Here is a 24,584-nt window from a genome sequence, read left to right as displayed (position 1 = left end):
TGCCACCAAGCGCGACACGCCGTCTTTTCCACGACACGCTGGGCGTTAATTGTGGCTAAGTACTCCACAGGATGTGGATTCCGTCCGCGAAAACACCGGAATTCCGGACATTTTGAGGGTACCTGCCTGTGGATTAAAGGTGCATTAAATGACATACTTGTAATACATCATCTTGGGGTTCCGAAGAGGCGTCTGCACTAGATGTAGTATCTAGATACAGCTTGGGCGGGAACACCGGACGAGCAAGTTTTCCAGAAAAGGGGACAGGAACCATGACCGTAACGGTTTACACAAAGCCTGCTTGTGTTCAGTGCAACGCCACCTACCGCGCGCTCGACAAGAAGGGCATCACGTACCAGAGCGTTGACATCTCCCAGGACGCCGAGGCACTTGAGCGCCTGAAGGCCCTGGGCTACATGCAGGCACCCGTTGTGGTCACCGACCAGGACCACTGGTCAGGCTTCCGTCCGGACAAGATCGAGGAACTGGCCCTCTCTGCCGTTTCCTCCGTGGCTTAGGGGTTTCCTCCCTTCCTGCCGGCAACCATCGACAAGCTGAGGTGACACCCACGGCAGCTCCAGCAGTCCAGGATTCCCACGCGGCTCAGCGCGTGGCGGCTCCCGAGCAGGCCGCTGCGGTTTCCACCGGCAGTCAGCTCATCTACTTTTCCTCGACATCCGAGAACACCGGCCGCTTCGTTGCCAAGCTTGGCCGGGACGCGGCCCGGATCCCGCTCTACGCGAAGGACGCACCGCTCCTGGCCACCCGGCCGTTCGTGCTGGTAGTTCCCACCTACGGCGGCACCGGGGGAGAGGGATCAGTTCCCAAGCAGGTCATCCGGTTCCTGAACAACCCGCAGAACAGGCAGCTGCTGCGCGGCGTCATCGGTGCCGGCAACACAAACTTCGGGGACAACTACTGCCTGGCAGCGGACATCATCGCCGCCAAATGCCAGGTGCCCCACCTCTATAGATTCGAACTTATGGGAACGCCGGAAGACGTCACCCGGGTCAACCAAGGATTGGATACGTTTTGGACACGACTGTCGCAGACACAGAAGTAACCAGGGCCCAGAAGCCCGAGATGCCTGCCGCCTACAAGGGGTTGGGTTACCACGAGCTGAACGCCATGCTGAACCTGTACGGTCCCAGCGGCGAGATCCAGTTCGAGGCGGACCGCGAGGCCGCGCACCAGTACTTCCTGCAGCACGTGAACAACAACACCGTGTTCTTCCACGACCTGGAAGAGAAGCTCGAGTACCTGGTCAAGAACGACTACTACGAGCGCGAAACGCTGGACCAGTACACGATGAACTTCATCCGTGAGCTGTTCAACCGTGCCTACAAGAAGAAGTTCCGCTTCGAGACCTTCCTCGGCGCCTTCAAGTTCTACACGTCCTACACGCTGAAGACGTTCGACGGCAAGCGCTTCCTGGAGCGCTACGAGGACCGTGTGTGCATGGTTGCCCTGCACCTGGCCCGAGGCAACGAGCAGCTGGCCACCCAGATGGTGGACGAAATCATCGAGGGCCGCTTCCAGCCGGCCACCCCCACGTTCCTGAACGCGGGCAAAAAGCAGCGCGGCGAGCTGGTCTCCTGCTTCCTGCTCCGCATCGAAGACAACATGGAATCGATCGGCCGCTCCATCAACTCCGCCCTGCAGCTGTCCAAGCGCGGCGGCGGCGTGGCGTTCGCGCTGACCAACATCCGTGAAGTGGGCGCGCCGATCAAGCAGATCGAGAACCAGTCCTCCGGCGTGATCCCCGTGATGAAGCTCCTCGAAGACAGCTTCTCCTACGCCAACCAGCTCGGTGCCCGCCAGGGTGCCGGTGCCGTATACCTGCACGCGCACCACCCGGACATCTACCGCTTCCTTGACACCAAGCGCGAGAACGCGGACGAGAAGATCCGCATCAAGACCCTCTCACTCGGCGTCGTCATCCCGGACATCACGTTCGAGCTGGCCAAGCGGGACGAGGACATGTACCTGTTCTCCCCGTACGACGTCGAACGCGTCTACGGCATGCCGTTCTCCGACGTCTCGGTCACCGAGAAGTACTACGAGATGGTGGACGATTCCCGGATCAAGAAGACCAAGATCAAGGCGCGCGAGTTCTTCCAGACCCTCGCCGAGATCCAGTTCGAGTCCGGCTACCCGTACATCATGTTCGAGGACACCGTGAACCGGGCCAACCCGATTGACGGCAAGATCATCATGTCCAACCTGTGCTCGGAGATCCTCCAGGTTTCCCAGCCCACCACGTACAACGATGACCTCTCCTACGCGGACACCGGCAAGGACATCTCCTGCAACCTGGGCTCGCTGAACATTGCCAAGACCATGGACTCGCCGGACTTCGGCCTGACCATCGAGACGGCCATCCGCTCGCTCTCCGCAGTGTCCGACATGTCCAACATCACCTCGGTGCCGTCCATCGCCAAGGGCAACGACCAGAGCCACGCCATTGGCCTGGGCCAGATGAACCTGCACGGCTACCTGGCACGTGAGCGGGTCCACTACGGGTCCGAAGAGGGCCTGGACTTCACCAACATCTACTTCTACTCGGTGGTGTATCACGCCGTCCGCGCCTCCAACCTGCTGGCCATCGAGACCGGCCAGACCTTCGGCGGCTTTGAGAAGTCCAAGTACGCGTCGGGCGAATACTTCGACAAGTACACGGAGCAGGAGTGGGTGCCGCAGACCGAGAAGGTCCGCGAGCTCTTCAAGAACGTGCACATCCCCACGCAGGCTGACTGGCTGGCGCTGAAGGCTTCGGTCATGGAGCACGGCATCTACAACCAGAACCTGCAGGCTGTTCCGCCCACCGGCTCGATCTCCTACATCAACAACTCCACCTCCTCGATCCACCCGGTGGCGTCCAAGATCGAGATTCGCAAGGAAGGCAAGCTGGGCCGCGTATACTACCCGGCGCCGTACCTCACGAACGACAACCTGGAGTACTACCAGGACGCGTACGAGATCGGCTATGAGAAGGTCATCGACACCTACGCCGCAGCCACCCAGCACGTGGACCAGGGCCTGTCCCTGACGCTGTTCTTCAAGGACACCGCCACCACGCGCGACATCAACAAGGCCCAGATCTACGCCTGGAAGAAGGGCATCAAGACCATCTACTACATCCGTCTCCGCCAGCTCGCGCTGGAAGGGACCGAGGTTGAGGGCTGCGTCAGCTGCATGCTCTAGTTGCAGCTTCAACTGACTTGTGAAGTACGACGGCGGGTGCCCGCCCGCCGTCGTACGCTTTAACTTAGTGAAACCCACCCAACGCTTAGGGGATGACATGACCGAGAAGGTCAAGCTGCTTAGCCACGTCGAGGCCATCAACTGGAACCGAATCCAGGACGACAAGGACGTGGACGTCTGGAACCGCCTGGTCAACAACTTCTGGCTGCCCGAGAAGGTGCCGCTGTCCAATGACGTCCAGTCCTGGAACACGCTGACGCCGGCCGAGCAGCAGCTCACAATGCGAGTGTTCACGGGCCTGACCCTGCTGGACACCATCCAGGGAACTGTTGGCGCAGTTTCCCTGATCCCGGATGCGCTGACTCCCCACGAGGAGGCCGTCTACACGAACATCGCGTTCATGGAGTCCGTGCACGCCAAGAGCTACTCCTCCATCTTCTCCACGCTGGCCTCCACCAAGGAGATCGACGAGGCGTTCCGCTGGTCCACCGAGAACGAGAACCTTCAGAAGAAGGCGCAGATCGTCATGGACTACTACCAGGGCGATGACCCGCTGAAGCGCAAGGTGGCCTCCACCCTGCTGGAGAGCTTCCTGTTCTACTCGGGATTCTACCTCCCCATGTACTGGTCTTCACGCGCCAAGCTCACGAACACGGCTGACCTGATCCGCCTGATCATCCGCGACGAGGCCGTGCACGGCTATTACATCGGCTACAAGTTCCAGCGCGGCCTGGAAGCTGTTTCCCCGGAGCGCCGCCAAGAGATCAAGGACTACACGTTCGAGCTGCTGTTCGAGCTGTACGAGAACGAGGTCCAGTACACTCACGACCTGTACGACGGCGTGGGCCTGGCCGAGGACGTCAAGAAGTTCCTGCACTACAACGCCAACAAGGCCCTGATGAACCTGGGCTACGAGGCTATGTTCCCGGCGTCCGTCACGGACGTGAACCCGGCCATCCTCTCCGCCCTGTCCCCGAACGCGGACGAGAACCACGACTTCTTTAGCGGTTCCGGGTCCTCGTACGTGATCGGCAAGGCCGTCAATACTGAAGACGAGGACTGGGACTTCTAGGTCCGTCCGGCCTCACACGTTCAGCTGAAACGACCCCGCACGCAATTGCATGCGGGGTCGTTTTGCGTCGGCCAGTACAGCAAACCCGATGCGGCCTGTGAGCGTCGGCTCGGCAGTCAGTGGCTCGGGCTCCGGCGTCAGACCTCGGGAAGAGTACAGACGTGTCCGCCCGGGTCCACGGGGTAACCGCAGAGTGGGCATGCGGGACGCCCGGCGCCGACCACCTCACGGGTGCGCTTGGCGAAGGCACGCGCGGTACCGACCGGCATGCGCACCAGCAGCATTTCGGGCGCTTCAGCGCCGTCTTCCTCGAGCGATTCGCCGTTGTCATCGTCATCGACGTCGGTAATCGGGTAAGCCTCGACGACCACCTGGGCCGTCGTCGGATCCCAACCTAATCCCATGGCCCCGGTCCGAAACTGCTCCTCAACGGGCTCGAGCTGGTCGTTGTCCACCAATTCAATGGGAGTGCCTGTGGGGACGCTAAAGGGGTTGCCCTCGAGGGTGATGAGCTGGTCGAGAATCTCGTCAATTTTCTCGGCGAGGAGAGCCGACTGCTGTTTCTCCAGGGCGATACTCACGATTTGCGTGCCCGTGCGCACCTGCAGGTAGAACGTGCGCTCTCCTGGAACGCCGATGGTGCCGATGACAACCCGATCAGGCCAGGCAAACTCGTGAACACGTGTAGGCATGCCAGTATTTTAGGCGTTGGGGGTGCACTTCGGAGGAATAGCCATGCTTTCACCGCTCGGGGGGGCGGTACGTGCTTTCGGCTGACAACAGGCGCGGATCCAGTCAGGCCAGCCAGCGCCACCAACGCGATTGCACCGGTTCCGGCGTCGTTTCCGGTTCCGGCTCTGGCTGCTCACCCAAGGCCAGCGCGGCCTGGACGATGTCGTCCGCGGTGAGCGTCATGACAGCCTCCCGATCGAGCGTGTCGAGACTTTGTTCCTTGTCAAGCGACAGCCGCAGCGCCTGGCGGTTGAGAGCCTGCTCGAACAGCGTGCGGGCGAACCGTGCGTTGCCGGAGTCCTCGCCCGCGTGGAGCCCGGTGAGGATGCGGCGCAGCATCTGGTCCGCACTCGGCTCCAGCGTGTACTCGTGCTGGGCCAGCATCTGGTGGAAGATCGTCTGGAGTGCGTCGACGGAGTAGTCGGGGAACGTGATCTCGCGGGCGAAACGGGAGCGCAGTCCGGGGTTCGAGAGCAGGAAGGACTCCATCAGCCGCGGGTACCCTGCCACAATCACGACCAGGCGGTGGCGGTGGTCCTCCATCCGCTTGAGCAGGACCTCGATCGCTTCCGGCCCGAAGTCCATTCGGCCGTCCTCCGGGGCCAGCGCGTAGGCCTCGTCGATGAACAGGACGCCGTCCAGCGCACGCCGGATCACCCGGTCCGTCTTGATGGCGGTCGCGCCGACGTACTGCCCCACCAGTCCCGAACGGTCGACCTCCACCAGATGGCCTTTCTGCAGCAGTCCGACCGCGCGGTACATCTCGGCCAGGAGCCGCGCCACGGTGGTCTTGCCCGTGCCAGGGTTTCCGAGGAACACCAGGTGCTGTGATGTGGCCACCTCCGGCAGGCCGTGCGCTTTCCGGCGGGCCTGGACCTGGAGCAGTGCCACGAGGGCACGCACCTGTTCCTTCACGGTTTCCAGTCCGACCAATGCATCGAGCTCGGCCTGCAGTTCGGACAGCGGCCGGGCCGGCGCGGGCCTCGTACCGATAAGGTCGCCGACCAAGTCGTCCACGCGCTCTGAACCGGGCAGCTTGAGCTGATCGGCCAGGTGGCCGATGGTTTCGCGCAGATCGTCGAGCGGATGACGGCCGGGAGCCATGTATCCACTGTAGTACTCGATACCCGACCGGGGTGTGCGGGGGCGCCGCACGTCCCGTCAATCGGAGACCGTCATGCTGAGGAGTTGGATGGCCTCCCGTGGGCCACCCAACTCCAGCTGGCCGCGGCCGCGCCCGGTGGCCTAGTAGAACGAGATGAGCTCTACGAGCTCCCCGACCCGATCTTCCGGGTAGTTCCTGGCGATGTCTGCCTGGGTAAGGATGCCGACCAGATCATGACCGTCGATGACCGGCAACCTGCGCACCTGGTGCTCTTCCATTGTCCTGATCGCTTCTTCAATGGAGTCATCGGCACCAATGGTCACCGGCTTGCCCTGGCCAAAATCCCCCGCCTTTGCCGTACGCGGGTCCCCTCCCTCGGCAAAGCATTTGATGACGATGTCCCGGTCAGTGATCATGCCCTTGAGCCTGTTGTCCTCCCCGCAGATGGGCAGTGCGCCGACGTTGAGGTCTTTCATCTTCCGGGCTGCCGCTTCGAGGGTTTCGTTTTCACCAATGCATTCAACGCCGCCGGTCATGATTTCACGTGCTGTGGGCATGACGCTCTCCTTATGTTGGTTGTTCCGCTATTCACGTCGCGGCAGTGTCGCCGCAGTGTCGGTGAGGCACCAAGCGCATCAAGGTCACGAATTAAAGGTAAGTATGCTGAGTGTTAGTGTCCAGACCGGATCGGGAGCTCGGTTCAAGGGGGGTGCCACCAGCACGGCGTCAAAGAAAGTGGAGCCGGATTACCTGTGTAGGCGCTCCCGCCAGTCCGCGGGCACCTTGTCCGCCGGTGCAGGCGCCGGCTGCTCCAACGGTCTGGACTGGGGATCCGGAAGCCGCGGACCGCGGAAGAACTTCTTCGTGGTGTGCTCGTAGAACCAGTCCTCCCCGGGTTCAAAGGACTTCATGACCGGATGGCCTACGGAACGCGCGTGGGCACTGGCATGCTGTGACGGTGATGAATCGCAGCATCCGATGTGGCCGCATTGAGCGCAGCGGCGCAAATGCAGCCACCAGCCGGGTCCATCACCGCTGAGGCATTCCAGGCAGCCGGTTCCACTGGGTACGGCGGTCTGGCTGATTCCTGGAACAGGCCGTTCCTCCATGAGTCCTCCATTTCCTCCACGCCGGCTCATTTCCGGTTCTTCGAAGGCCGTCCCATGGGCCGCCGTCGGGAGTAATTCTGGCAGAACGTCCGTACGCTGGGAATGACGCCGGAAGGCAACGAACACCCCTTGTCCCCAATGTCCCGGCGCGAGTATCGTGATCGCCACCGAACCATTGATCCGGAAAGACGGCGGCCATGGATGACTCGGTTCCGATCATGCTGATTGCCACCACAGATACAACAACCCGGCGCATTCTTGGAGATGAGTTGCGCCGACGGTACGGCGCCGACTACGAGGTGCTGGCCTGCAACGGCCACGCTCACGGGCGCGCGGTGCTTGAGGGGCTCAGGCGCTGGAACCGCGACGTCGCCCTCATCCTCGCGTGTTATGGACCAGCTGATCGCGGTGGACTCGATTTCCTGCGGCGTGCCTATGGCTTTCATCCGGCTGCCAAGCGTGCTGTCGTGGTCACCTGGGGCGACTTCGCCAGCGCCCCCACTGTATTCCAGGCCATAGGGCATGGGTACGCCGAACTGCTGATCATTCGGCCCGAACGATCGCGCGACGAAGAATTCCATGGGGCGATTACCGACGCCCTTGACGACTGGCACCTGGCGCAGGGAGTTGGGTTTGAGGCGGTCCGGCTGATCGGGGAGGTACGCGACGAAAGGACCCATGTTCTGCGTGACTCGTTGAGCCGAAACCACATCCCCGCCGTCTTCCACCCTCTGGCATCCGAGACTGCACAACGGACGCTGGAAAGCCTCGGCCTGCGCAACCCCGCACTGCCGGTCATGGTGCTGCAGTTCACCGCTCCGCCCATTGTCCTGGAGAACCCCACGGACCTGGAGATCGCCCAGGCGATGGGGGTGACGCGGCCCCCACCGGCTGACAAGATCTTCGACGTCGTGGTGGTGGGTGCGGGTCCCTCCGGTCTCGCGACCGCCGTTTATGCCTCCTCCGAGGGCCTCTCCACAATGGTGGTGGAGGGAGAGGCTGTGGGCGGCCAGGCCGGGACCAGTTCGTTGATCCGCAACTACCCTGGCTTTTCCCGGGGTGTCAGCGGCGCCCACCTTGCCTTCCGGTCATTTCACCAAGCGTGGACTCTGGGCACCGACTTCCTCTTCTTGCGGAAGGTGGACGGGCTCCGTTCGGACGGAGGACTGTACGCAGTGTCGATCTCCGACGGGACCGAAGTCCGATGCCGCACAGTCGTGGTGGCCACTGGGGTGGACTACCGCCGCCTCGGTATACCCCAGTTGGAGGACCTGGTGGGCAGAGGCGTCTTCTATGGGGCCACTGTTTCCGAGGCGCCGTCGATGGCCGGAAAGCACGTCTGCGTTGTGGGTGGCGGCAACTCAGCCGGACAGGCGGCTCTGCATCTCGCCAAGTACGCGAAGAAGGTGACGCTGCTGGTGCGCGGACCCACCCTTGCAGTCAGCATGTCGGACTACCTCATCTCCCAACTTGAAGCCACACGGAATGTTGCGATCCGCTACAACACCATGATCGTTGGGGCCCGCGATCAGGACGGATTCCTCGCCGCCGTCAAGGTAGGTACACCGGAAGCGCCAGACGCAATCGCGAACGGGGAGATCGAAGCCGGCGGCCTGTTCGTGCTGATCGGTTCGGTGCCTCGGACGTCCTGGCTGCCCGAAGCCGTAGACCGTGACCCGGCCGGTTTCCTGCTCACAGGCGTCCAGCGCGATGGCAGCAACGGCGGATCCACCAGGACTCACAAGCCGCCGTTAGCTCTGGAAACCAGCATGCCCGGTATTTTCGCGATCGGTGACGTGCGGGCCGGCTCGATCAAGAGAGTGGCGACCGCAGTGGGGGACGGTGCCACTGTTGTCTCGATGCTCCACACCTACCTGGCCGAGCACCCCCTGCATGCCTCGCCTCCTGCCCATGGTGAGGCAGCCGTACCCGGGGAGCAGCCCGGCGATGTCCGCTCCAACTGAACCCACACCGGTGATTGCGCCGATGCGGTGGCTCCTTTACGTCGCTGCATTCCTCGTGTTCCTTGCGGGCCTTGTGCTGTTCGTGTTTCCGCTCCGGACTGCGGAATGGTTCGCCTGGACAGTCAATCCGCCCATGACCGCCGTCTTCCTTGAGGCCGCCTACTGGTCAGCCGCAGGCCTGGAGGTGACCGGCGCCCGCTCAGCGGGTTGGGATTCGGCGAGGCTGGCAGTCTGGCCCGTGTTCGTCTTCACGGCGTTGACCTTCGGGGTCACCCTGCTTCATCTCGATCGTTTCCACCTGTCGCCAGAGGCTGGGATCCTTGCCCAAGTGGCCGCATGGGCATGGCTGGCAATCTATGCCACGGTGCCGGTAGCGATGCTCGTCATCGGCTGGATGCAGATCCGCTCCCGGCCTCCTGGCCAAAGTCCCGCAATAGCGGGACGGCCCGTGCTGCCACGTGCCCTCCGGCTGCTCCTGATGGGAATAGCAGCGGTATTGCTGTTGTATGGCGTGGCGCTCCTGGCGGTACCCGTGCCTGCCGCAACGTTGTGGCCGTGGCCATTGTCCGAGCTCACGGCGAGGGCGGTTGGAGCGTGGCTGGTCGGTCTCGGGTGGGCGGCCGCGCAAGGCCAGGGAAGCGGAGACCCTCGCACCGTCCGACCCGTGGCCCTGACCTCGGTTGCCTTTGTCATTCTGCAGGCGCTTGCCTTGGTGCGGTATGGCGGCGCCCTTGCATGGGCAAGCGCACCCGCGATCGGCTTCGTAACCGTATTACTTGCGATTGGAGTGGCCGGCGGGTGGGCACTCGCACTTTCCCGCCCCGGTGGCCGGGCCTGGAGTTCGTGAGGGGCCTGCCTGCACTCCAAGGGTTACTAGCCTGTCATCCGGTCACACGGACACCGCCGACGGCCCCCGTCCACGGAGTATCGCCCGGGCCGGCCAGGACCAGATGCGCGAAAACGTACCCCTGCTGAAGTGCAATGACCTGCGAAACAGCCCCGTCGCAGTCCAGGTGGAGCTCGACCGGTTGAAACCTGGCCCCGGGATACTCCTGCCCGATGAAGATTTTCGCACCGGACGCACCAACACAGGCCGCGGTGACGGTGTACTGTCCGGGCGCCGGCACCTGCTCGAACTTGCCGAAGCCCCTCACTGGGCCATCCAGTGGTCCCACATCGGAAAGGAGGACCGGACCCGGCGACGCCCGGAGGAGCCGTTCAAGCTCAGCGTAGTTTTCAGCCTCCTGTTCCAGAACCGGGGTGTTGTCGTACGGCTGGAGAGAAGCTGTTGCGGGCGAGGGGACAGCCGTGGGCGTGTCCACCGGCTCCGGGTAGTCATAGGAACATCCCGTTGTTCCCGCAACCGGGACCATCAGGCACAGGCAAAATACAAGACGGTGCCGCACGACCTTCCTTGCCACGCTTCCATGGTGGGTATCAGTATTCTCCAATGCAACTGCCGTTGTTGCCGCCACCCCAGCCAGGCGACAGCTTCCTGGTGAGGGGGGCCGGAAAAATGCGCGAGGATTGCTCCATGGCTCATGTTTATCTCAGCGGGCAGCTGGTATGCAGTACCGACGACGACCTTGCCGCCGTCGTCGGGCATCTTTCCCAGCACGTGGCGCTTACCCGCGCGGAAGCGGGCTGTATCTCATTCTCGGTGACCCAGACCAATGATCCGTTGGTGTGGCAAGTGGACGAAAAGTTCCGTGATGCTGCAGCGTTCAGAATCCACCAAGCCCGGGTAGCGGGGAGTGCATGGGGACGTGCCACCGCGGGGATCGAACGCCGCTACACAGTCCAGGGGCTGTAGGAAAGGGCCGGTAGGACCACTTGCCAGTGCCTTAGACTGTGCCTGCCGAGGGTGGGTCGGATTCGAGTGGGGGCGTACGAACATGGTGCAACACCGGCTGAAGAAGCATGACTGCAGGGTTCATACGAGTGACGTTGTCGAGCGCCTGGGACTCCTGCTGCCAGGCATCCCCGAGGAGGGGAGGCCGGTTCGGCCAGCCGAACTGGCGGACTGGATTACCGTCGAAGCCGAGGATGACCCCGAGATCGTCGGCCACCGGTGGCGGGTGGAGCTCGACGACGGGGTCGGGCTGCTCATTCGCCCTGATCATGACGACCTGGCGGACCTTCTGGGAGAGCAGGCTGGTGTGCACTCTGTCGTCCAGCTTGACCGGGAGGTAATCGCCGTTGACGCGCCAAGATTGTGCGCAGACGGCCTGCGGGCTGCCGTGATGGCGGCTGTTGCCGCTGCCAACCGAAGGGCCCATGATCCGCACACTGCCGGATCGGCCGGCACCCAGGGTGGAGACGCCGTCGCGCCTTCCAGGCAGGTCCCCGCAACCCACGTGACGCAGCCGGTGGAACCTCCCGAAGACGACAACCTGTGCCGGCTGGTCTCCGGTGATGCCGTCACCGGCGGCCGGAAAGTCCAGGTATGGGTCAATATGAACGGCATCCTCATCCTGCCCGCCGGGACCATACCGCACGGACCGCTGGACTTCGGTGAGAACCCGCGTTTCCAGCGAGCCACCGTCACACCCACCCGTGCAGTCAGTCTTGCGAAGGGCCATGCAGGAAGATGGATTCCCTATTCCTCGCTGGGTAAAGTCAGGTTGCGCAGGCCCGGGCTGGTGCGGCGCCGATGGACAGCCACCGTCGTCGACCAGGACGGTGATTCAGTCCCTTTGAGCTGGCGCGGAGCCCGCCCGAATGCTCTGTTGCTCTGGGGGTACGTCGTGGCGCGGCGCGGCCTCGGCGCCGTGGACGGATTGCCTTAAGCAGGAGGCCTAGAAGCTGGTCACCAGTTCCCCGAGCACCTCCTCGAGCCGGTTTGGATCGGTGGCGTCGTAGTAATGCGCCCCGCTTGCCCTGGCAATTTCCCTCAGCGTGGGGACGTCGGCGTCCGGACCGTAAGCGAGCGTAAAAACGAGCACCGGGGTGGAGTGGTTCTGATGGCCCAACTGTTCGGAGAGCCCGCCCAAGTCTCCCGGATGGGTGGTGTCGTTCTTGCCGTCGCTCAGAAGCACGATGGCGTTGATGAAATTGTCTTTGTATTCCTTCGCCTGATCGCCCGCGAAACGGCTCACCGCTTCGAAAAGGGGCGTAGCGTCCACGGCCTTAAGCTCGTTGAGCTTGGCGATGAGGTCTTCCTTGTTCGTCTTGAACGGCGCAACAGGGCTCACGACGCCGGGCGTTAAAGGCCCGTCGCCCACTTGGGAGAAAGCCGCCAGCCCTATCTCATCTTCAGCCGTGAAATGGTCCAGCGCTTTGAGGACGGCGTCCTTGGCCCGTTGCAGCTTGGTCAGTCCGGGTTCCTGCACCATGGACTCGGAGACATCGAGCAGGAACAAGGCCCGGGCCCGCTTTCGGACCTCGGGAAAGCTGTCCTGCAAGCCAGTGAGGGCCGCGGCTTCTGGCAATGGAAGCGGCTGGAGCGTTTCCGCGTAGCCTCCGACTTCCGCCACCCCGGCATCCGGCGTGCCCTGAATAGTGCGGTACCCGGACGTTTTGACCACCTGTTGGCCCTGTTCAGTTACTGCAAACCCGAGGAAGTCCCGGGCTGCCAGACGCTGTTGGTTTCCCACCCAATCTGCCTCAAGGATTACTGCCGGGTTGTCAGCCACATGCACCCCGTCGGTGGGATATATCGGGCGGAGGGGCTCCTGTGGCGCCGGACCATTCTGCTTTGTTTGTCCATCCTCGCTGACCACGCCCCGGTTGTAGTCCCAAACAGATTTTTCATCCACGATCACCGCGGACAGGAATTCCGCGACGTTCCCGGCGTCGTCCGCCTCCCTTGCGTGCCACAGGAAATGCTCGGGCGTCGCCATGTAGTGGCTGGTCCCCAGTTCCACACGGCGCACTTTTCCCAGCAGGGACTGTTCGTCCAGGTCCATGTTGTCCAGGCCGCCAACACTTCTCCCTGCAGCACCGTAAGAAGCCGCAAGTGCCATCAGGCCCGACGTCGAGACGAGCGGACTGGCCTTGCCGAACTTGAACTTCCCCCAGTCGCCGTGGCCGAGACGACCCCAGACGTCCTGATCTTCGGCCATCCTGAAGACCTCCGACCATGACGGCGGTTTGCCGTCCCAGCCGAGGGCAGCAGCCATCGTCTGCGGCATCGCGACGACAATCGCGCTTTGGGCGATGCTGGTGCCCTCCCGGGCGGCTGGGCTTTCACCTTCACCTTCCCCGGCGACACGAAGCCAGGCCGAGGAATCCGGCACCCAGACGGAGGGCTTCTCGCCCCCTGGGACGCCGGGGAACCGGGCAGCAACCTTGCCGGCTGCGACTCCCGACTTTTCCTGTGTCACAGACGGCGTTACGCACTTTCCGTCGACGTTGCGGGGTTTCGCAAGATATTCCGCGGCCAAGGCCCGGACCATGTCGGCGTTCTCCAGCGAGGTGAGGATCTTCAATGGAATGCAGGGAGAGTTTCCGGCGACGGCGGCAGGACTGTCCTGCGGCAAGGGTTCGCCTGCTGAAGGCGGGCTGCCAGTCTCCGCTGAGGTCCCTCCTTCCCCAGGGCTTTCGGGGAAGATCAACGCTCGCAGTGCCAATGCCCCGGCAAGAATTAGAAGTGCCACGGTGGCCGCCGCGGCGAACCAGATCCAGCGCGGATAGACGGGGTCAGTTGCTGCGCGACGACGGCCCATGTTCGTTTCCCTTGAAATCCGCCGGGTCTCCCCAGTGTGAATGCAAACGATGAAACTGCCCCGCGGCAGTCACACCGCGGGTGCGCCTAGCCCCCCGCCCGGATGCCCCAACAACTGGATACGCCCTTTGAGGATAACCCCGGCGGAGGCATTGTGAGCCGATCAATTCGCGCCTTGCGCCATGGCCCACGTACGCGGCTGTTCGGCCGTGACACCCTGAGGACCTTTGACTCTGCCCTAAGGTGCCTGACGCCGGGAAAGCTTGGACTCGGCAACCGCCAGGAAACTGCCTTCGGAGGGACCATGAAGATCAAGGCACCACTCGTCGTTCTCCAACTGCTGGTCGGCGTTTCTGCCGTCACCGGAGGCCTGCTCATGCTGGCCGGGAACATGGAGCTTGAGCAGGCGTGGCTGCAGAAGACTCCCTTCAGTAATTGGACAATCCCAGGAATTGCACTCCTCCTGCTGCCCGGTGTTGGGGAACTGGTGGCGGCCGCCGCTGTGTTGGCCCGGTGGCGCTATGCCCGGTTGCTGGCGATCTTCTCGGGGCTGGGGCTGGTGGCATGGATTCTGGTGCAGCTGCTGTGGATGCAGGTTTTCCATCCGGTGATGCATCCTCTCGTAGGAAGCATCGGAATAGCTATCGCCGTCCTGGGTTGGCTGCTGCCCCAGGAAGCGGGAATCAGCAGTGAAAGGCGCTCCCCGGGCCAGGTCAGGGCCTCGTAGGGTCTCTTGGCCATGCATGAACTGACTCCTGACCGTGCATGGGTCAAGAGGTGTTCCCTAGGAGCTGCCGTAGAGGACGCGGTGGACGGCGCCCTCTCCTGGTGATAGCGCAAACATGTAGTCCACGTTGCCGCCTTGCGGCGACGAAATAGGGTGGTAGGGCCGTAAGGGATTATCTCTTCCAGTTCCTGGGACCGGACCTAGTTCGAGTTGTTGGGGCCAGTGGGGTGGTTCCCAGTCCTGGTGTTCGCTCTTGTAATGGCGGCCGGTCGGTGAGGTCCAGCCGGGTGGTTCGTTCTTGGTGGCGGGGGTGGGTTTCCAGCCGCTGGTGTGCCGGAGTTTGTGGTGTTTCGGGCAGGGTTGTCCCAGGTTGGAGATGCCGGTGGTTCCGCCGTGGTGCCAGGCGAGGAGGTGGTCTGCTTCGTTGTCCAGGGAGTGGTTGCTGCAGCCGGGGAAGGGGCATTTGCCGTCCCGCAGCCGGAGCCAGTTCCGCATGGCCTTGGTCACCCGGTAGCTGGTCCGGCCGATTTCCAGCGGTGCCCCATCACGAGGATCAATGAGGACCCGGTGGAAGGAACCGGCACCATTTGCGACCAGATCCCTTGCCATGGACGGCGGGATCGGGCCGTACCCGTCCAGCATGGCGGGCTCATCGGTCAGTCCCATCAGCGAGAATACCGGCACGGTGACCAGCACTTCGGCCCGGGGCGTGGGGACATCGGCCAGGCCTGTCCCACCACCGACGCCGGTTTCAGTTCCGCTGGCCCCGCTGGTGCTTCCACTGGTTCCGGTACCTCCGGTGGTTCCGGTACCTCCGGTACCTCCAGTACCTCCCGTGGTTCCACCGGTTTCAGCTCTGTTGGTTCCGGTGGTGAGGGCTGCGGTGGCGAAGACGTCGGCGCGTAGTTGGGACAGGGTCCGGTCCTCGCCGGGGCCCTGGAGGCCGCGGGCGATGGCGGTGATGCGGTTCCAGATCGCGTCTGCCTGGTCTGCGGGCAGGTAGGCCGAAAGCTGGGCCATGCCGTCCTGTTCCGGGATGTAGTCCAGGGACCTGTCCTGGACTCCTTTGGCGTGGCGGATCTCCAGCGTGTGGGGGTGGTGGCGTTCGCGCCAGGTACGGGCTTTGGTTTTGAACCGGTACGCGGGCATTTCCCCGGGAGGGCAACCGCGAGCACCGCCGTGCGCGTCAGGGTCCAGGAAGTGGGTCTCCAGCGCTGCCGTACCGGCGGGGCCCAGGCCGGTGGCCTGTTCCACAATGACCCGGGCGTGGCCCCAAGACATGGTCCCGGCACGGAGCGCGGCGAGGGTGCGCGGCAGGGACGTGGTCAGCGCGTGCGCCTGGGCCAGCAGCGCCCCCGCGGCCCTGTCGCCGATGGCCAGCACGCAGCCGACCTCCGCGACCAGGCTCCGGTCCTGCGCCCCTGCCTCGTGCGGGGACGCAGGCGGCCCGTTCAGCGCCTTCGTGGCCTCGCCCAGCGCCGCCGCGGCCACGGCTTTCACGGCGGCCATCTTCGCTTCGCCCCGGGCCACCGCGGCCAGGACATCCACCGCCGTATCAGCAATCCGCTGCAACGGATCATCATCAGAACCACAACCGCCCGCTCCGGCACCCGCCGCACCAGAACCATCAGGACCAGAACCATCAGGACCAGGACAGCCGGCACCCCCGCCAGCAAGGGCGGCCATCAACCCAGCGGCAGCAGCCTCAAAAGCCTGCTCCGCCTGCGCCACCGCCCCGATCGGTTCCATGCCACTATCCTCCAACGAGGGTCTGACATTCCTGCCGGGAAAGGGGCTGCCTCCCGCCCGCATTGGGTGCTACTTTCGGGTTATGGCCAGCAATGCCAATCGGCGGGCCAACGCCGGGCCCAGCGCAGCGAACCGCGTGGGTGTCCCGAATGATGTGCGCGCACGCCCGCGGCGGCCGTGGAGTGCAGCCCGGGATGCTGCAGTGGTGCTGGCTGAATACGCCGCGGAGACAGCCTACGGCTACCTCCATCCGCAATGGCGGGTCAGCGGTGCCACTGACCGTGAAGCATCCGAGGATCTGCCCGGCGATGCAGTGGTCCCGCAGCCCAACTGGCAGGCAACCAGGGCAGTGTCCATCCAGTGCCCGCCAGCCCACCTGTGGCCCTGGCTCGCACAAGCCGGCTATGGCCGCGGAGGCTGGTACGGGGACCTTCCATGGTGGAAAGACCCGGAAGGCGCAACAGGCCGCCATTCCAGCGCTGCCACAATCCTTGCCCAGTACCAATCCGTCCGGGAGGGGGACATACTGCTGGACGGCCCCAACTGCGATGCCACGACCGGGGCATGGCGCGTTGTCCGGGCCGACCCGCCGCGCTCCCTGGTGCTGCACAGCCGGCGGACCCTGAGCGGCCGGGAAGTGCTGCCCGGCGCCAGGACTCCGCGCAGCTACTTTTCCTGCAGCTGGGCCTTTGTCCTTCGCCGCGAGGGGGAAACAGGAACGCGCCTCATCGTCCGGTCGCGCGCGGACTACCATCCCGCCTGGATGGTCCGCGCCGCGGCCGTCATCCGCAGCGGCGACACAGTAATGCAGCGGGCAATGCTGGCCGGCATCAAGCGCCGGGCAGAGAAAGCCTGCAATGCGTAGATCAGCAGAGCATGCAGGTCAGAGTCCGACGACGTCGAACGCCACGAGGCGTGCTCCCTCACCTTCCGCGAATATCGCCATGGCAGTGCCCGCCTCAGACGGGAACACGAGGTCCGTGATGCTGGCGAGCCCGTCCTGCGCGAAAACCTCGGCGGAGCAGCGGTCGAGGTAGATCTGCAGGCGGAGGCGGCCGTCCTTCAGGGGCAAACCTACGGCTTCAACTGAAGCGAAGTCCTTGTGGAAGTCCACGAGCCCCGATTCACGCCGGTCCAGCCGCAGGGTCCCGTCTGCCGTGTCGTAGCGGATGAGCGTGCGCTCAACGTCCCCGGCATGCAGCAGCAGCCCAACGCTGGCTGCAGCGCCCGGCTCAAACTCGGCGTCGATCCGTGCCGCGGCTTCCGCCGCTGGAAGCTCCGTGATGCCGGAACCCAGAGCCTGCGGCCCAAGCCGGAACTGTCCGCACCCAGGCTTTGGCACAGGCCCGACAGCCGCCTGGCGAAGCACTACCTTCCCCTCGACCCGGGTCAGCGAAACCTCCCGGGGCAGTGTCATGGCACTTCGCCAGCTCCCCGTGGGCGTCTCCCGGGCGTAGTCCCAGTTGTTCATCCAGCCGATCATGATCCGGCGGCCGTCCGGCACGTTGCTGAAGGAGACCGCCGCGTAGTAGTCGCGCCCCCAGTCCAGCCACCCGTACTCCCGCATCCGGCTGTCGTCCGGCTGGAGGCCCTCGGTGACGGTGGACCCGGAGCGGAAGGTCACGCCGTCGAACGTCCCCACGAAGTACTGCCCGGCAGAGCCGCCGGCGATGCCGCCAGGGTTGAGGTTCACGATCATGACCCACCTGGTGTCCTCCGGATTCCCGTCCACGGGCAACTCGAACAGGTCCGGGCATTCCCACACGCCACCGGTAGCATTCGCGGGCCCGAAAGTGCTCAGGTAGTCCCAGCTCTTGAGGTCGGCGGACTTGTAGAGAACCACCTGGCGTTCCACGGCCTCGACGGCGACCATCACCCAGTAACTGCCGGCATCGCCGTCGTACCAAAAGACCTTGGGGTCCCGGAAGTCCGCGGAGGCGCGGTCAAGGACGGGATTGCCGTGGTGCTTGGTCCACGTCCTGCCCTCGTCCACGCTGTAGGCCAGCGACTGCGCCTGCCGCCCGGCAAAGGGTGACGGCTCGCTGTAGGCACTGGTGTAGATGGCCACCAGTGGAGGATTCGCAGCCGTGCCGAGGCCGCTGGTGTTGTGTTCGTCGAACACTGCTGAGCCGGAGAAGATGGCCTCCTGTTCGTCGCAGGGGATGGCCACCGGCTGCTCCTCCCAGTGGAGCAGGTCCGTCGAGGTGGCGTGCCCCCAGGACATGTTGCCCCAGTCCGGGCCAAACGGGTTGTGCTGGTAGAAGAGGTGGTAGGTGCCGTCCAGGTACACCAGGCCGTTGGGGTCGTTCAGCCAGTTGTGTTCGGCGGTGTAGTGGAAGGCGGGGCGGAAAGGGTCCGCGCTGAAAGGTGCGGTGGCAACGGAAGGAACGCCCGCCGTCGTCGTCAAGGAATGCATGGTCAGCCCTTCACGCCGCTGGAGGCGATGCTGTTGACGAAGGAACGCTGGAACGCGATGAACAGCACCACCACCGGAACGGTGATCAGGGAAGCGTACGCCATCACCTCGCCCCAGGAAACGTTCAGCTGGAAAAAGTACTGGATGCCGATCATCACGGGCCGCAGTTCCTCGGACTGGACCACCATCAGCGGCCAGAGGTAGGAGTTCCAGGCCGGCAGGAAGGTCAGGATCGCAACTGTAGCCGTGGCGGGGCCGGCCAGCGGCATCACCACCTGCCGGTAGATCTTGAACCAGCCGGCACCATCAATGCGTGCTGCCTCGTCCAGTTCCTTGGGGATGGATTCGAAGTACTGGTGGAACAGGTAGATGGAGAATGCGTTGGCGATGAACGGGATGATCTGCACCTGGTAGGTGTCCAGCCAGCCCTTGGAGAATTCGAGGCTGAAGCCGTTCAGCTCGAAGTAGGGGAGCTGGTTGACCCACCACACCAGGGGCAGCGCAAGCGTCTGGAAGGGCACGATCAGGGTGGCCAGGATGGCCGTGAACACGATTTTCTTGCCTCGGACCTGCATGCGGGACAGGGCGAAGGCGCAGAGGCTGTTGACGAAAATGCCCAGGATGACCGTGATGGCAGAGACGCCCACCGAGTTGAGCAGGAACCGCGCGGCCGGAACGCGGTCAAAAACGGCGGTGTAGTTGTCGAACGAGATGTTGCCCACCGGCAGGAACGCGGCCAGGGAGGACATGTCGCCGAAGATCTGCTGGTCAGGCTTCAGCGAAGACACCAGCATGAAGAGGATGGGGAAGGCAGCGACGACGGCGAAGAGGACGCGCACCAGCATGGTGCCGACGCTGCGCAGGAGCAGTTGGTTTTTCATGTCAGTCTTTCTCCCGGGTGAGGTAGCGCTGCACCGCGGAGACGATCAGGACGAGGACGAAGAATACGAGCGAGATCGCGGAGGCATAGGAGGTCTCCTGCTGCCGGTAGCCGGACTGGACTGCCTCGTAGATGATGGTTGTGGTGGAATCCATTGGACCGCCCTGGGTCATGACGCTGATCTGGTCGAACAGTCCAAGGGCTTGGATGGTGATGGTGACGAGCACCAGGCTGCGGGTGTGGAAGAGGCCCGGCCAGGTGACGTAGCGGAACTGCTGCCAGCGGCTGGTGCCGTCCAGTTGGGACGCCTCGTACAGCTCGCCCGAGATGCCTTGCAGCCCGGCCAGCCAGATGATCATGTGGAAACCGGCCGCCTGCCAGATGGACAGGATGATGATGGCCGGCATGGCGGTGTTGGGGTCGCCCAGCCAGTCCGGCCCGTCAATCAGGCCGAAGCTGACGGCCGCGAGGATCTCGTTGATCAGGCCGTCCTTGCGGTACATGAACAGCCACAGCAGTGAGACCACCACCATGGACGTGACCACAGGCAGGAAGTAGACGGTGCGGAAGAAGTTCACCCCGCGGAATTTCTTGTTGATCAGCAGCGCCATCACCAGGGCCAGGCCGGACTGCACCGGGACAATGACAACGGTGAAGTAGGCGACGTTGAGCAGGGCGCGGTAGAACGTGGGGTCCGTGAACAGACGGGCGAAGTTGTCCAGCCCCACGAACTCCACCGGCCGGGGCGAGATGAGCCGTGCGTTGGTGAAGGCCAGGCCGAAACCAAGGATGGCCGGAATGAAGATGAAGGCCAGCAGGAGCACCGCCGCGGGGGCGATCATGCCCCAGCCGCTGAGCTGGTCGCGGCGGAAGCCGGGCCGGCGTCGTGCGTTGTTGTTAAGGTTCGACGGCGGCGGGGCGGCCTGGGTGCTGGAAGGGACGCGGGGGCGGGTGGGAAGGGGAGCAGTTGCCATGGGGGTCTCCGTAGTTCGGGCTGGCGGGGGACTGCCGCGCCGCTTGGCGCAGCAGTCCTCCGCGGCTCCGGCTAGTTCTTGTAGCCGCCGTTGGACTTGATGTTGGCGTCGATGGCCTTAACTGCGCTGTCCAGGGTGGACTGGGGCTCGGCCCCGTTCAGGATGTCCTGGACTGCCTTGCCGTACTCAGTGGCGATGAAGGGGTAGGCGGGCGTTTCCGGGCGCATCACGGCGTACTCGCGGGAGAAGTCCATGAAGATCCGGTTGGCCCCGCCTTCGGCAAAGGCCGGGATCTGGGCTGCTGCTTCTTCGCTGGCGGGAATGGTTCCGGTGGCTTTGGCAACCGCGGCGATATTCTCCGGCTTCAGGGAGTAGGAGAGGTAGTCCATGGCCGCCTCGGCATTGGTGCAGCCGCTGGTCACGCCCCACTGCCAGGAGGCGCCGCCGATCTTGGGGCCTTCTCCGAGGTCCACGGGCGGCATGACTACGAGGTCGTCGCCGAGGGCTGCCTTGGCCTTGTCCGCAGCCCATGAGCCGGTGTAGACGATGGCGCTCTTGTTGTTCAGGAAGTCCTGGGTTGAGTCCTTGCCGCTCTTCTTGGCCATGAAGCCCTGGTCGGCCAGGCCGCGGAACCAGCCTGCCCACTCCACGGCTTCCTTGCCGTTCAGCTCACCCTCCGCGGTCTGGAAGCCGTCACGGTTCACCAGGTCGCCGCCGAAGGACTGCAGGAGGGGGGAGTAGGCGTAGGGGAGCCATTCACCGGTGCCGGCCGTGCCGAGGTCCAGCGGGTGTTCCCACTTGCCCAGGGCCTTGAGCTTGGTGAGGGCGTCCTGGAACTCCTCCTTGGTCCAGGGCTGCTCCATGGTGGCAACCCGTACTCCGGCAGCTTCCAGGTCCGAGGTGCGTGCCATCATGGCCAGGGCGACGTCGTAGTAGCCCACGGCGTAGGGCTTTCCGTCCCATTCAGCCACGGTGCTGGGGAGGTGCTTTGAGAGGTCCGTGTCCAGCTCGAGGGGTTTGAGGTAACCGGCCCAGGCCCAGTTGGGCACGTTCGGTCCGTCGATGTCCACGATGCAGGGGAGGTTGCCTGCCGCGGCGGCCGAGACAACGGAGTCGTTGTATGAGTCCTGGGGGAAGGCCTGGACCTTGATCTTCACTTTGTCCTGGCTGCCGTTGTAGGAGTCGACGATCTTCTGCACTGCTGCCAGTTCGTCCGGGTTGCCGGCATTGTGGGTCCAGAGGGCAATCTCGCCGGACCCCTCGCTGGAGGAGGAGGCGCTGCCCTTGCCGCAGCCTGCCAGGGTGGCAGTGAGGGCGGCTGCGGCTATGCTGGTCGCCAGGACCTTGGTGAGCTTCTTGTTCATGGGTCAGTCTTTCTGTTTTGGACACGGGGGATTGACGGGGTCCTGCTGGGAACGCGGCCGCTGCAACGGCTGCGTTCCCGTTTCTTGGGGGTAATGCAGGGGGATGGAGCCTGGCCGGGCTGCTGGCGCCGGGTCAGTTCTGCTGCCGTTCAGTTCCTCGGTGGAGCAACAGAGTGCCGCTCCACCAGCGGGCAGGCGATTTTTTCATGCATCCGGGCTGTGCCGGGGTCCTCAAGCTCGTTGAGGAGCTTCAGGACAGCCCAGCGGCCCATTTCATAGTGGGGGAGTGCCATGGTGGACAGCCCTGGCCACAGGGCGTCGGCGATGAGTTCGAGGTTGTCCACGCCCACGATCGAGAGGTCGTCCGGGATTCCCAGGCCAAGGTGGCCGGCCGCCTGGTAGGCGCCCATAGCCATCTGGTCGTTGAAGCAGAACAACGCGGTGGGCCGCTCGCTTCCGGCCAACAACTGCAAAGCGGCCTCCCGTCCCCCGGCAGTGCTCGGGTGTGCGGTCACCAGGCGCCTGTCCGGCAGTTCCAGGCCGTGGCGCGCCAGCCCTTCGCGGAAGCCTGCAAGCCGTTGGTGGGCCGCGGGAATATCGTCCTCATTGTTGATCATGGCGATCCTGCGGTGGCCGGCCGCGACCAGCAGTTCCGCTGCCGACTCCCCGGCGCCGGACTCGTCCGGCACCACGGAGGAGAGTTCGGGGTTGTCCGGGGTGGCGTCCAGCACGATGGTGGGGAATCCCCCCAGCTCGGCCGGTACGGACACGAGCTGGTTGAACATCCGGGCGTAGATTACGCCGTCCACCTGGTGCTGCTGCAGTGCCCGGATTTCCTGGCGTTCGAGTTCGTTGTCGAGGCCGGAGTTGACCACCATCAGCAGGTGCCCATGCTCGGAGGCTGCGTCCTGCGCGCCCTGGATCATGGCGCCGGCAAAAGGGGTGGTGGTGATTTCGTCGCTGACCAGGCCGAGGATCTGGGAGCGCTGGTTGCGCAGTCCACTGGCCAGGCGGTTCGGGGCGTAGCCGAGGTCGCCGGCTACGGCCTTGATGTGTTCCACGGTCCGGGCGTTGACCCTGGAACTGTGCGCTTCGCTTAGGGCATGCGACACAGTGGTCACGGAGACGCCGGCGGCTTTTGCCACGTCCCGGATGTTTACCTTCGTCGCCATTGACCTGTTCCTTTGCAAAACGTTTTGTATGTTGCTTGCATCACTATATGCAAAACGTTTTGCAACCGTCAAGAGGCAGAGGTCAAGAGGCAGCAGGTGCGGGAGTCAGGAGTTCTCCGGCCGGGCGTAGGAGGACCCGGATGGGGTGCGTTCCAAAAGCCCGAAATCCACCAGGTAGCGGCGGAGCAGCACCACGTCGTCCGTGTATTCCAGGAGCCGCTCGTTGACCTGCCTCTCGGAGAGGTCTTCCCCTGGACGGATCGCGTTCCCCGCGATCCAGGCCAGAAGCTCCCGCCGCTCCGCCCTGTTCGCCGGATACCTCTCGATCCTGCCCAGGCGCATGAAGCGTTCCACTCCGGTTTGCGCCTGCCGGGGTTGCCGGGCCAGGAGCTCGCGGAAGACCGTCTCAGGCGCCACCAGATTGCCCGCAGCATCCCGCTCCACAAGCCCGGACTCCAGCAGGCTGTCGATGGCCCGGTTGCGCCGCTGGCCCTTCTGCCCTGTATGCACGTCCGCCGGCAGGGCACCCAGCACGATTTGCGCATACGCAGTCCGGGCATCGCTGTTGGCGAGGGCGGCAACCACCCGCCGCCAGTGGGGACCGCCGTACCTCGTCCCAGCGGCCATGGCGCCCTCCTTTACTGCCGCCGTCGGACGTTCACGCCCTTGGGGTTCCGCGCCTGAACAAAAGCGCAAGGAGGATCCCGGCGGCGATGAGCGTCAGCCAGACGATGCTGATAATGATGATTTCGAAGACATCCTCGCGGTCCATCCCCCGCAGGGCAAGCACTGCCGCCAGTGAGGCAACCGCTGTGGCGAAGCTGCCAAGGAACAACCAACGGATGGCCCGTTCAAGCCTTGTCCCGGACGAAAAGATGGGCGCGAGGCAAAGGAACACGAGGGTCATCAGCAGGTACCCCAGCTCCTCGAGGGCGATGAAGATGCCATGGGGGTTGTATTGCGTGAAGATGGACCAGCCGTCCAGCTGGCCCTTCTGAAGGCTCGTGGGCATCACCACGGCCTGGATGTAGTAGTTGATCAGGAGGACGGCCGCCGCGATCACGGCGATGCACAGGGCCAGCAGGCCGTAGATCTTCCGCAGGTCAGGGGCGTACTCATGCACAGCTGCGACCAAGGCGACGAACAGCAGCATCAGCACCATGGCCGGAAATAGCCAGTAATAGTCACCGGGCCACTGGGCGGCGATGACGTCGTCGGTGAAGGGGTAGGGGACTTTGTCCGGGAGTGCCGTCAGGGCAAGGGCAAACGTCAGCACGGTCAGGACCGTGATGGCTACAGCTACCCTGTATCCGAAGAGGGTGGCTGCCTCGCGCCGCGGATTGGTTCCAGCGCTGTCTCCCATTGACGGGCGTCCCGCCGGACTGGCATTCCGTGGCGTTCGCATGGCAGGTTTCCGCTCGTAGAACCTACAGATTCCTTCAATACGATG

General features: G+C 64.0%; 24 protein-coding genes. 10 read left to right on the top strand and 14 right to left on the bottom strand.

Features of this window, described 5'->3' with window-relative positions; translation table 11 throughout:
* Positions 1-272 precede the first annotated feature (272 nt).
* The 4 genes from nrdH to nrdF all read left to right on the top strand — a co-directional run bounded on the left by nrdH (position 273) and on the right by nrdF (position 4,276).
* Positions 273-518: a glutaredoxin-like protein NrdH gene (gene nrdH, locus ASPHE3_RS10565; RefSeq protein ID WP_013601222.1), complete on the top strand. Its 246-nt coding sequence runs from the start codon at positions 273-275 to the stop codon at positions 516-518.
* Positions 519-610: 92 nt separating this feature from the next.
* Positions 611-1,063, top strand: a complete 453-nt coding sequence (gene nrdI / locus ASPHE3_RS10560) for a class Ib ribonucleoside-diphosphate reductase assembly flavoprotein NrdI (RefSeq protein ID WP_013601221.1) — start codon at positions 611-613, stop codon at positions 1,061-1,063.
* A 20-nt stretch (positions 1,064-1,083) separates the two neighbouring features.
* Entirely contained in the window at positions 1,084-3,204 is a 2,121-nt protein-coding gene (gene nrdE, locus ASPHE3_RS10555; protein ID WP_013601220.1) for a class 1b ribonucleoside-diphosphate reductase subunit alpha, read from the top strand.
* Between the two features lie 97 nt (positions 3,205-3,301).
* The gene (gene nrdF, locus ASPHE3_RS10550; protein ID WP_013601219.1) at positions 3,302-4,276 is read left to right on the top strand and encodes a class 1b ribonucleoside-diphosphate reductase subunit beta; all 975 of its coding nucleotides are present in this window, start codon (positions 3,302-3,304) and stop codon (positions 4,274-4,276) included.
* 137 nt (positions 4,277-4,413) lie between these two features.
* On the opposite strand, the gene ASPHE3_RS10545 is transcribed toward nrdF, so the two are convergent.
* From ASPHE3_RS10545 to ASPHE3_RS10530, 4 genes are all read right to left on the bottom strand, one after another.
* On the bottom strand, positions 4,414-4,968 hold the full coding sequence (locus ASPHE3_RS10545) for a DUF3090 domain-containing protein (RefSeq protein WP_013601218.1): 555 nt from the start codon (positions 4,966-4,968) through the stop codon (positions 4,414-4,416).
* A gap of 103 nt (positions 4,969-5,071) precedes the next feature.
* A complete protein-coding gene (locus ASPHE3_RS10540) occupies positions 5,072-6,112 on the bottom strand; it encodes an AAA family ATPase (RefSeq protein WP_013601217.1) in 1,041 nt (346 codons plus the stop codon).
* A gap of 141 nt (positions 6,113-6,253) precedes the next feature.
* Positions 6,254-6,670, bottom strand: a complete 417-nt coding sequence (locus tag ASPHE3_RS10535; protein WP_013601216.1) for a CBS domain-containing protein — start codon at positions 6,668-6,670, stop codon at positions 6,254-6,256.
* Between the two features lie 189 nt (positions 6,671-6,859).
* Positions 6,860-7,222 (bottom strand): UBP-type zinc finger domain-containing protein, encoded by a 363-nt coding sequence (locus ASPHE3_RS10530; protein ID WP_013601215.1) that lies wholly within the window; start codon positions 7,220-7,222, stop codon positions 6,860-6,862.
* A gap of 197 nt (positions 7,223-7,419) precedes the next feature.
* On the opposite strand from ASPHE3_RS10530, the gene ASPHE3_RS10525 reads away from it, so the two are divergent.
* Both ASPHE3_RS10525 and ASPHE3_RS10520 read left to right on the top strand, forming a co-directional pair.
* On the top strand, positions 7,420-9,186 hold the full coding sequence (locus ASPHE3_RS10525) for an NAD(P)/FAD-dependent oxidoreductase (protein WP_013601214.1): 1,767 nt from the start codon (positions 7,420-7,422) through the stop codon (positions 9,184-9,186).
* Positions 9,170-10,033 carry a hypothetical protein gene (locus tag ASPHE3_RS10520; protein WP_041652093.1) on the top strand — a complete coding sequence of 288 codons (864 nt, stop codon included), beginning with the start codon at positions 9,170-9,172 and terminating at the stop codon, positions 10,031-10,033. The genes ASPHE3_RS10525 and ASPHE3_RS10520 overlap by 17 nt, the downstream gene beginning before the upstream one ends.
* 34 nt (positions 10,034-10,067) lie before the next feature.
* Here ASPHE3_RS10520 and ASPHE3_RS10515 read toward each other — a convergent pair whose 3' ends face one another.
* Positions 10,068-10,592, bottom strand: coding sequence for a hypothetical protein (locus ASPHE3_RS10515; RefSeq protein WP_013601212.1), 525 nt, complete (start codon positions 10,590-10,592; stop codon positions 10,068-10,070).
* A 128-nt stretch (positions 10,593-10,720) separates the two neighbouring features.
* Here ASPHE3_RS10515 and ASPHE3_RS10510 point away from each other — a divergent pair, with 128 nt between their 5' ends.
* Both ASPHE3_RS10510 and ASPHE3_RS10505 read left to right on the top strand, forming a co-directional pair.
* Positions 10,721-10,999 (top strand): putative quinol monooxygenase, encoded by a 279-nt coding sequence (locus tag ASPHE3_RS10510; protein ID WP_013601211.1) that lies wholly within the window; start codon positions 10,721-10,723, stop codon positions 10,997-10,999.
* A gap of 82 nt (positions 11,000-11,081) precedes the next feature.
* Positions 11,082-11,975 (top strand): hypothetical protein, encoded by an 894-nt coding sequence (locus tag ASPHE3_RS10505; RefSeq protein ID WP_013601210.1) that lies wholly within the window; start codon positions 11,082-11,084, stop codon positions 11,973-11,975.
* Positions 11,976-11,984: 9 nt separating this feature from the next.
* On the opposite strand, the gene ASPHE3_RS10500 is transcribed toward ASPHE3_RS10505, so the two are convergent.
* Complete coding sequence (locus tag ASPHE3_RS10500; RefSeq protein ID WP_013601209.1) at positions 11,985-13,853, bottom strand: vWA domain-containing protein; 1,869 nt, start codon at positions 13,851-13,853, stop codon at positions 11,985-11,987.
* 303 nt (positions 13,854-14,156) lie between these two features.
* Here ASPHE3_RS10500 and ASPHE3_RS10495 point away from each other — a divergent pair, with 303 nt between their 5' ends.
* Positions 14,157-14,579, top strand: coding sequence for a hypothetical protein (locus tag ASPHE3_RS10495; protein WP_013601208.1), 423 nt, complete (start codon positions 14,157-14,159; stop codon positions 14,577-14,579).
* A 57-nt stretch (positions 14,580-14,636) separates the two neighbouring features.
* Here ASPHE3_RS10495 and ASPHE3_RS10490 read toward each other — a convergent pair whose 3' ends face one another.
* The gene (locus tag ASPHE3_RS10490) at positions 14,637-16,328 is read right to left on the bottom strand and encodes an HNH endonuclease signature motif containing protein (protein WP_081459838.1); all 1,692 of its coding nucleotides are present in this window, start codon (positions 16,326-16,328) and stop codon (positions 14,637-14,639) included.
* An 82-nt stretch (positions 16,329-16,410) separates the two neighbouring features.
* Between ASPHE3_RS10490 and ASPHE3_RS10485 the strand changes: the two genes are divergently transcribed.
* A complete protein-coding gene (locus tag ASPHE3_RS10485; RefSeq protein ID WP_148258096.1) occupies positions 16,411-17,193 on the top strand; it encodes a hypothetical protein in 783 nt (260 codons plus the stop codon).
* Positions 17,194-17,211: 18 nt separating this feature from the next.
* On the opposite strand, the gene ASPHE3_RS10480 is transcribed toward ASPHE3_RS10485, so the two are convergent.
* From ASPHE3_RS10480 to ASPHE3_RS10450, 7 genes are all read right to left on the bottom strand, one after another.
* Positions 17,212-18,744: a glycoside hydrolase family 32 protein gene (locus ASPHE3_RS10480; protein WP_013601205.1), complete on the bottom strand. Its 1,533-nt coding sequence runs from the start codon at positions 18,742-18,744 to the stop codon at positions 17,212-17,214.
* 2 nt (positions 18,745-18,746) lie between these two features.
* Positions 18,747-19,625 carry a carbohydrate ABC transporter permease gene (locus tag ASPHE3_RS10475; RefSeq protein ID WP_013601204.1) on the bottom strand — a complete coding sequence of 293 codons (879 nt, stop codon included), beginning with the start codon at positions 19,623-19,625 and terminating at the stop codon, positions 18,747-18,749.
* A gap of 1 nt (position 19,626) precedes the next feature.
* Complete coding sequence (locus tag ASPHE3_RS10470; RefSeq protein ID WP_013601203.1) at positions 19,627-20,598, bottom strand: carbohydrate ABC transporter permease; 972 nt, start codon at positions 20,596-20,598, stop codon at positions 19,627-19,629.
* Between the two features lie 71 nt (positions 20,599-20,669).
* Positions 20,670-21,962 carry an ABC transporter substrate-binding protein gene (locus ASPHE3_RS10465; protein WP_013601202.1) on the bottom strand — a complete coding sequence of 431 codons (1,293 nt, stop codon included), beginning with the start codon at positions 21,960-21,962 and terminating at the stop codon, positions 20,670-20,672.
* 149 nt (positions 21,963-22,111) lie between these two features.
* Positions 22,112-23,134: a LacI family DNA-binding transcriptional regulator gene (locus ASPHE3_RS10460; RefSeq protein WP_013601201.1), complete on the bottom strand. Its 1,023-nt coding sequence runs from the start codon at positions 23,132-23,134 to the stop codon at positions 22,112-22,114.
* 105 nt (positions 23,135-23,239) lie between these two features.
* On the bottom strand, positions 23,240-23,761 hold the full coding sequence (locus ASPHE3_RS10455; protein ID WP_013601200.1) for a DUF2087 domain-containing protein: 522 nt from the start codon (positions 23,759-23,761) through the stop codon (positions 23,240-23,242).
* Between the two features lie 31 nt (positions 23,762-23,792).
* Complete coding sequence (locus ASPHE3_RS10450) at positions 23,793-24,497, bottom strand: hypothetical protein (RefSeq protein ID WP_013601199.1); 705 nt, start codon at positions 24,495-24,497, stop codon at positions 23,793-23,795.
* Positions 24,498-24,584: the final 87 nt, after the last annotated feature.

This window comes from Pseudarthrobacter phenanthrenivorans Sphe3 (genome assembly GCF_000189535.1).
In the GTDB taxonomy this organism is placed as follows: Bacteria; Actinomycetota; Actinomycetes; order Actinomycetales; family Micrococcaceae; genus Arthrobacter; species Arthrobacter phenanthrenivorans.
The sequence above is the reverse complement of the archived record's forward strand: the minus strand, read 5'-3'. Positions and strand labels throughout refer to the sequence as shown.